This window comes from uncultured Romboutsia sp. (genome assembly GCF_958366745.1).
Classification (GTDB): domain Bacteria; phylum Bacillota; class Clostridia; order Peptostreptococcales; family Peptostreptococcaceae; genus Romboutsia; species Romboutsia timonensis.
Genome location: NZ_CATXCO010000100.1, coordinates 1 through 8222, shown reverse-complemented (window position 1 = coordinate 8222; position 8222 = coordinate 1). Strand labels below are relative to the sequence as shown.

Here is an 8222-nt window from a genome sequence, read left to right as displayed (position 1 = left end):
AATATATCTCTAAGGAAGAATTTATAAAAAGGTACTCTAGCATATATTCGGGTATAGGCGCAAATGATATAAAGATTTCAATTGGAGAAATAAATAGCAAGACTCAGATACCTATATCAATTACAATGAATACTCTAGCAGGGAAATTGAAATTTGAAGATATAAAGGTAGATATAGTTAAAGAAGATAAAAACTATAAAATAAATTGGAATGAAAGCTTAATACTTCCTCCTATGACTAAAGATGATAAAATAGGGGTAGAGGTTGATAAAGCTGTTAGAGGACAAATATTAGATAGAGATAATAATAAGTTAGCTTATGATGGTAAAGCTTATCAAGTAAGTATACATCCTAGTGTTTTTACAGCAAATAAAGATGAAAACTTACCTAAGTTTGCAGAGGTACTAGATGTAAGCATGGATAAAATAAGTGAAAAAATAGAAAATCAAAATCCAGATCATAAAATACCAATATTAAAGATATCTCAATATGAAAATGAAAAAATTGATTTATTAAAAACTATAGAAGGTGTAATTATAGATGAGGTAGATTCTAGAGTATATCAAAATAGTGAGGCATTAGGTTGTCTGATTGGATACACTGATAATATAACTAAGGAAGAATTAGAAAAATATAAAGGTAAAGATTATAACTCACAAAGTAAAATAGGAAAATCAGGATTAGAACAAGTTTATGAAGATAAATTAAGAGCAAGAGATGGTGTGCATATATTTATAAAAAGAGGAGAAGAAAAAATAACATTAGCAAAAACAGAACCTATAAATGGAGAAAATATAAAGCTATCAATAGACTCTAAACTTCAAGAAAATATATATGCACAAATGAATAATGAAAAAGGAGCATCTGTGGCATTACATCCTCAAACTGGAGAAGTATTAGCTATGGTAAGTTCACCATCTTATAACTCTAATACAAAGGTTACATATATAACTAAAACAATATCTAATAAGTGGAAAGAAAGTGAATATGCTCATAATGAAAATAGATTTAATAATGCATACTCACCAGGATCGACTATGAAACTTATAACAGCATCAATAGGATTAGATGAAAAGGTATTAAATCCAAATGATACAATTGATGTTAAAGGGGTTAATTGGCAAAAAAGTAGTAATTGGGGAGATTATTATGTTACTAGAGTAAAAGACCCAGGAAGATCAGTTAATTTATATGATGCCACTAAATACTCTGATAACATATACTTTGCAGACTTAGCTATTAAAATAGGCGCAGATAAATTTATAGAAGGAGCAAAGAAATTTGGTATAGGAGAAAATTTAGAATTTGAATATCCTATGGATAAATCACAAATATCTAATAACTCTAAAATAGAAAGTGAAATGCTATTAGCTGATACTGGTTATGGGCAAGGAGAGGTACTTATGACTCCACTTGATGTAGCTATGTCTTACTCGGCACTTTCTAATAATGGTGATATAATGAAGCCGAGACTTGTAATAAGTGAAAATAAAGAGCCAAAAGTATATAGTAAAGCTATAAATAAAGAAAATTTAGAAGAGTTAATTAGTTGTTTTGGGGCAGTTATAAATGATGAAGACGGAACCGGGAATTTAGGAAAGATAAATGGAGTAAACTTAATAGGAAAAACTGGTACAGCAGAAATTAAAAAAAGTAAAGATGATACAGATGGTAGTGAAAAAGGATGGTTTGTAGCAGTAAATCTGGATGAACCTAAAATAGCTATATCAATGATTATAGAAGATTTAAACGGTAAAACAGCAGGAAGCCATGTAGTACCTAAGGTGAAAAATATAATAAAAAATTATATTAATAATTAGATTTTAATCTTATCTATTCTATAGCATTATTTATATAAATATAATATAATAACATGTAATGCAAATTTGTATTATATTTATATGAATTTTAATTGGAGGAATTTAGATGGATAACTACAGAAATTCTATGTCAAGAGAAAATCTGATAATGTTAATAATGGCTGGAGCTATACTTGTTTTTAACTTAGTTGGATTTATAGTATCATACTTTGTATGGAAAGACTTAAGTAAAGAATCTGACTATATAAGAGAAAATGGAAGAAAGTTATTAAACTTTCATATATCTTTTGTAATATATGAAATAATAGCAGGATTATCAATAATTGTTTTAATAGGAGCGCTTTTAACTCCAATAGTTTCAATAGCATACTTTGTATTAGCTGTACTAGGTATGATAAAGTATGGTCAGTATAAAGACTATGATTATGAATTTGTAATTAACTTTATAAAGTAATTGATTAAAGATGAAGAAAAAACTTCATCTTTTTTTGTTTTTGATAAAAAAACTTAATAAAATTAATTTTACTATATATATTTTTTTATTTTTATGGTTAATGTATACACCTTATTATTTTAAATAACATATGATAGCATATATCAATAAAGGAGTGGAATGTATGTGTGGAATAGTTGGATGGGTTAATCTTAAAAAAGATATAAAGCCCTATTACAATATAGTAGAAGACATGAGAGATACTCTAGTATTTAGAGGTCCAGATTCATATGGAATAAAAGTATATGATAATGCAATACTTGGACATAGAAGATTAGCTATAGTGGACCCAACAGGTGGACTTCAACCTATGGATAAGTATTTAGGTGATAGAAAATATACTATAGTATACAATGGGGAACTATATAATACAGAGGTTGTAAGACGTGATTTATTAGATAAAGGGTATACATTTAACTCATATTCTGATACAGAAGTACTTTTAACTTCATATATAGAGTATGGTCAGGATTGTGTAAATAAAATAGATGGGATATATGCATTTGCTATATGGGATGATTATAAAAAAGAATTATTTTTAGTAAGGGATCCATTAGGGGTTAAACCTTTATTTTATTCATTTAAGGGAGATTCATTAATATTTGGATCTGAAATTAAAGCATTATTAAAACATCCAGATGTTGATTCTATCGTTGATAAAGAAGGTATTTTAGAGATGATGGCTATAAGCCCTCAAAGAAGTCTAGGATCAGGAATATTTAAAGATATAAAAGAAGTACCTCCTGCATATTGTTTAACATACAATGAAAATGGAATAAAATTAAGACAGTATTGGGAGCTAGAAGCAAAAGAGCACACAGAAGATTTAGGTCAAACTACAAAGCATTTAAGAGAATTATTAGTAGATGCAATAGAAAGACAACTTGTTAGTGATGTACCTGTTTGTACTTTCTTATCTGGTGGACTTGATTCAAGTTTTATATCCTATATAGCGGCTAAGGCTTTTGAAAGAGATAATAAAGAAAAATTAAATACATTTTCAATTGATTACACTGATAATGAAAAATATTTTAAAGCTAATGAATTCCAACCAAATAGTGATGCTTATTGGGTTGTAAAAATGGCAGATTATATTAAAAGTAATCATCACAATGTAATACTAGATAATACAATACTTGCAAATTATTTAAAAGAAGCTACATTAGCATCGGATTTACCTTTAATGGCAGATATAGATTCATCACTTTATTTATTTTCTAAAGAAGTGAGAAAACATGCTACAGTTGTTTTATCTGGAGAGTGTGCCGATGAGGTATTTGGTGGATATCCTTGGTATACTAAAGATTATGAAAATATAGAAATGTTTCCATGGCAAGATTCATTAAACCATAGAAAAAATATATTAGCAAAAAGTATAGCGGATTTACCTATAGAAGAATATTCAAAACAAATGTGTCAAGATAGCATAAAAAAAGTTCCAAAAGTAAAAGGTGAAAGCAAAAGAGATGAAAGAATGAGAGAGTTAACTTATCTAAACTTAAAATGGTTTATGATAACTTTATTAAATAGAAAAGATAGAATGACTATGGCAAATAGTTTAGAAGGAAGAGTACCTTATGCAGATAAAACATTAGTTGAATATGCTTATAACATACCTGCAGATATGAAACTATTACATGGTCGTGAAAAAGGACTTTTAAGAGAGTCTATGAGAACCCTACTTCCAGATGAGATAATAGACAGAAAGAAAAGTCCATATCCAAAAACTCATAATCCAATATACACTAAAGCAGTATGTAAAATGCTAAATGATATAGCTCAAGATCCAAATGCTAAGCTTTTTCAAATAGTAGACAAAGAAGCTGTTATTAATATGATAAATACTCAAGGTAGAAGCTTTACTAAACCTTGGTTTGGTCAACTTATGACAGGACCTCAAGTAATAGCTTATTTAATTCAGTTAGAAACTTGGTTAAATGAATATAATGTAAAACTAGATATATAAATAGGGGGTATTACTATGGGATTATTGAGAGTGATAAAAAAAGAGGATCATAATAGTGCAAAAATAGTTCAAATACTAAATTTAAACAAACAAATAAAGTTTGTATCTTTAATGGGGGTAGATTTAGGTGGTAATGCAACTGATGAAAAAATACCTGTAGAATTATTTAAAAAAGATATAGATGACTTTTTATATAGAGGAATACAAACAGATGGTTCAAGTGTAGAACTTCATGAAATTGCAACATTAAATAATGCTAAAGTTGATTTACTTCCTGACTTAGATGTAAATTGGTATATCGATTATAATACTGAGCTAACTGATTATGAAACTAACTTACCTGTTGGTACACTTAAAATACCTTCTTTCTTAATACACAATAATAAAAAGGTATGTTCAAGAGGAATACTACAAAGAGCAACAAATAATTTAGAAAATACTTTAATGGATTTATTAAAAAAATACCCTAATCTTTTAAATCATGTAGATATAGATAGTGTGGATGATATAGAAAAGATAAATATAACATCAGCAACCGAGCTAGAATTCTGGGTAAGCACACCAGAAGATAAAGCAGATTTAGATAAATTATATGTATCTCAAAGTTTAAAAGAGCAATACTGGAAAAAAACTCAAGGTACTATAAGAAGTGCATTAGAAAGAACTCTTATAATACTTCAAGAGTTAGGCGTAGAACCTGAAATGGGTCATAAAGAAGTTGGTGGTATAGCAAGTTCAATAAGTATAGACGGTAAAACTAATCATGCAATGGAACAATTAGAAATAGACTGGAAATATTCAAGTGCAATTCAAACTGCAGACAATGAGATAGTAATAAGAGATATAGTTGAAGAGGTATTTAAAAGCTTTGGTCTTAATGTGACTTTTAAAGCTAAGCCACTTAATAGAGTAGCTGGAAGTGGAGAACACACTCATATAGGAATAAGTGCAAAATTAAAAGATGGAAAAGTTAAAAATTTATTCTCACCAAAAGATATGAACAGTGATTTTATGAGTGAAATAGGGTATGGAGCATTAATGGGAATACTTAAAAACTATGAAGTATTAAACCCATTTGTAACAGATTCAAATGATGCACTAAATAGATTAGTACCAGGATTTGAAGCACCGGTATGTATAGTTACTTCACTTGGTAAAAATTATGAAGTCCCATCAAGAAATAGATCAGTATTAATAGGACTTATAAGAGATATAGATAATCCACTAGCTACTAGATTTGAGTTAAGAGCTCCAAATCCATTATCAAATACGTATTTAGTTTTAGCAAGTATTTATCAAGCAGTAGTAGATGGTATAAAAGCAGTAGCAGTTAGTAATTTAGATTCAAAAGAATTAGAAAAAGAAATATCTAAAGATGCAGGTGAAACTAGTTTTTATTTAGAGAAAGATAGAAAATATAGAGATGAAGAAAATGTATTTGAATGCTACACTCAAGATGAAAGAGAAAAATTATTTGGAAAATCACCAGCTACAGTTTATGAAAATATGTTAAATTTAGATAAATATATTGAAAAAGTTGAAGTATTAAAAGATAATGATGTATTTACTGATGATATTATAAATTCATTTAAAGTAGGGGCTATAGACAGATGGATGAAAGAATTGAGAAATAGGATTATACAAGACAATATGGATATAATAAGAGGATGCAAAAAAATGCATACAATAGATGATATGGATGCTTTAGATGAAGTTGTATATAATGATATAAATAATATAAAACTTGAATTAATGAAAGATAATTTAGTAAGAAAGTCTTTATTTACTCAAATAATAGAAGCATTAGATAATAATGAATTAGAACTAGCATCAGAGCTTCAATTAATAATGAAAGATAAAATGGAATTACTTCAAAGTAAGTATATTCAATATAAGAAAAATATTTTTTAGAAATATATAAGAAAAATTAATTACTATTAAAAATAATTAAATGTTCGGAGATGGTGATATGAGTTTTTCTATGGCTAAAAGCGCCAAAGCAAATAAATTAGTTGAGTTTGACTGTGTTAGATGCGGTAAACATGCAGAAATTCAAGAGGGACAAAAATTAAGAGTTGTAACACCAAAAGATAGCAAGCCTTGTATATTATGTCCTTATTGTGGTGAACGTAATGAAATAGAAAATGATGAAAATGTTTCAGATGTATTTTCTTTAATATAATTAATATATAAAGAAAGTAAAAGTAAAAAAGATTCTATCTGTTTTTAGATAGAGTCTTTTTTACATATAATGAAATTATGTAGGATAAAATATTGTGTATAACATATGAAAAGAAGTGTTTAGCCGACACGTAGCTTAAGCAAAGTAAATTATATATATTGTAGAAAATATAATTATATATGAATATAAATAACAATATTAATAAAGAAAGAACTGGAGGATAAAATGAAAATAGCAATATTTTTAGGTGCAGGAGCTTCAGCAGCAGAACACTGCCCTATTCAAAGTCAACTATTTGTTGAATATTTTAAATCTTTAACACAAAAAGATTATAAAAGTGAAATGAACATAGAACTACATAAGTTTTTTAAAGATATGTTTAATATAGATATAATAAATGATGGTATAGATAAAATATCATTTCCAACATTTGAAGAAGTATTAGGTCTTATAGACTTAGCAGAGCAAAGAAGAGAATCATTTAAAAACTTTGGACTTGAAAATTTGCATAAAAAAAGTGATAGTATACGTATTTTAAGACAGTATCTTATATTACTTATGGCTAAGTCATTACATAATTGTGAGAAAACTAATAACTACTACCACAAATTATTGATAGATAATTTATTAAAAGAAGATCTATTAAAAGATACTACATTTATAAGTGCAAACTATGATATACATATAGATAATACAATAGCAGGATTATATAAAAAAGATAATCCTATAATGCTTGATTATGGAGTTGATTTTACAAATTTTGATTTTAGACACAGTTGGAAAAAGCCACAGTCTCCAATTGTTAAACTTTATAAAATACATGGTTCGCTAAATTGGCTATACTGTCCAGTATGTAACAGTCTAACAATAACACCTTATGAAGGTGGAATAATGAGGCTTTTAGATAATATAGACGAAGCTAAATGTTTAGCCTGTGATGAAATTACAATACCTATTATAATACCTCCTACTTATTTTAAAAATATGACTAATGTATTTGTATCAACAGTTTGGAGAGAAGTAGAAAAAACTTTAAGAGAAAGTGACTTACTTATTTTTTGTGGATACTCTTTTTCTGATGCAGATATACATATAAAGTATATGATAAAACGAGTTCAAACTAGTAGAAAAAAAGCTCCTTTAAAATTTATGGTATTTAATAGTTATGAAGGGAAAAGAGAAGATTCAAAAAGAAAGGAGGAAGAGAGATATAAAAGGTTCTTAGGAGAGGGGGTTATATTTACTGATAATTCTTTTGAAGAGTTTGCAAGTGATCCTGTAAGATTTATAAAGACGATAAAGATATAAAATAAATGTAGCTAAATTGTTATATAAAGTACTTTTGCCAATATTTTTTGTACTTTTGAACATAATTTAGAAGGAAAATAAGCATTGTTATCAAATTATAAATATAGAGAAAAATTAGGGATAAGCTAGGGGGACAAAATATGGTTACATTTGATATAAATGGTGCTATAGTAGAATTTGATGAAAAAACGGATAACTACAATAGTATAAGGAAATCATTTAAAAATCAAGCAGAATATGCACGTGATAATTTTAAAAATTATTGTCTAAATAATATATTAACGTTAAAAGACTTATCGGAAAAGTCGCTAGAAATCGGAATGTATAATATAGAAAGTACTATAAAAAAAGGTGTTGAAACATTAGTAGGTTATAACCTTATAACTATAGATATTAATACATTTAAAGAATGTTATTGTGAAAAATACCTAAATTATCAAAGAATGTTTAATA

At 27.4% G+C, this 8222-nt stretch carries 6 protein-coding genes and 1 pseudogene; all 7 read left to right on the top strand.

What is annotated here, in order from left to right; translation table 11 throughout:
- The coding region (locus Q5F54_RS07860) for a penicillin-binding transpeptidase domain-containing protein (RefSeq protein ID WP_302334190.1) at positions 1–1820 on the top strand (1820 nt) is incomplete at its 5' end.
- A gap of 106 nt (positions 1821–1926) precedes the next feature.
- A complete protein-coding gene (locus Q5F54_RS07855) occupies positions 1927–2274 on the top strand; it encodes a DUF4870 domain-containing protein (RefSeq protein ID WP_302334189.1) in 348 nt (115 codons plus the stop codon).
- A 163-nt stretch (positions 2275–2437) separates the two neighbouring features.
- Complete coding sequence (gene asnB, locus Q5F54_RS07850) at positions 2438–4279, top strand: asparagine synthase (glutamine-hydrolyzing) (protein WP_288306918.1); 1842 nt, start codon at positions 2438–2440, stop codon at positions 4277–4279.
- A 15-nt stretch (positions 4280–4294) separates the two neighbouring features.
- Entirely contained in the window at positions 4295–6190 is a 1896-nt protein-coding gene (locus Q5F54_RS07845) for a glutamine synthetase (RefSeq protein ID WP_288701516.1), read from the top strand.
- Positions 6191–6248: 58 nt separating this feature from the next.
- The gene (locus Q5F54_RS07840; RefSeq protein ID WP_288306916.1) at positions 6249–6461 is read left to right on the top strand and encodes a hypothetical protein; all 213 of its coding nucleotides are present in this window, start codon (positions 6249–6251) and stop codon (positions 6459–6461) included.
- Between the two features lie 225 nt (positions 6462–6686).
- A complete protein-coding gene (locus Q5F54_RS07835; protein ID WP_288306915.1) occupies positions 6687–7769 on the top strand; it encodes an SIR2 family protein in 1083 nt (360 codons plus the stop codon).
- Positions 7770–7909: 140 nt separating this feature from the next.
- Positions 7910–8222 (top strand): annotated as a pseudogene (locus Q5F54_RS07830) (kinase); the annotation flags it as partial.

What these genes read in the sequence shown, in the direction of transcription:
- Q5F54_RS07855 (WP_302334189.1), top strand. Translation starts at nt 1,927, where the DNA reads ATGGATAACTACAGAAATTCTATGTCAAGAGAAAATCTGATAATGTTA.
- asnB (WP_288306918.1), top strand. Translation starts at nt 2,438, where the DNA reads ATGTGTGGAATAGTTGGATGGGTTAATCTTAAAAAAGATATAAAGCCC.
- Q5F54_RS07845 (WP_288701516.1), top strand. Translation starts at nt 4,295, where the DNA reads ATGGGATTATTGAGAGTGATAAAAAAAGAGGATCATAATAGTGCAAAA.
- Q5F54_RS07840 (WP_288306916.1), top strand. Translation starts at nt 6,249, where the DNA reads ATGAGTTTTTCTATGGCTAAAAGCGCCAAAGCAAATAAATTAGTTGAG.
- Q5F54_RS07835 (WP_288306915.1), top strand. Translation starts at nt 6,687, where the DNA reads ATGAAAATAGCAATATTTTTAGGTGCAGGAGCTTCAGCAGCAGAACAC.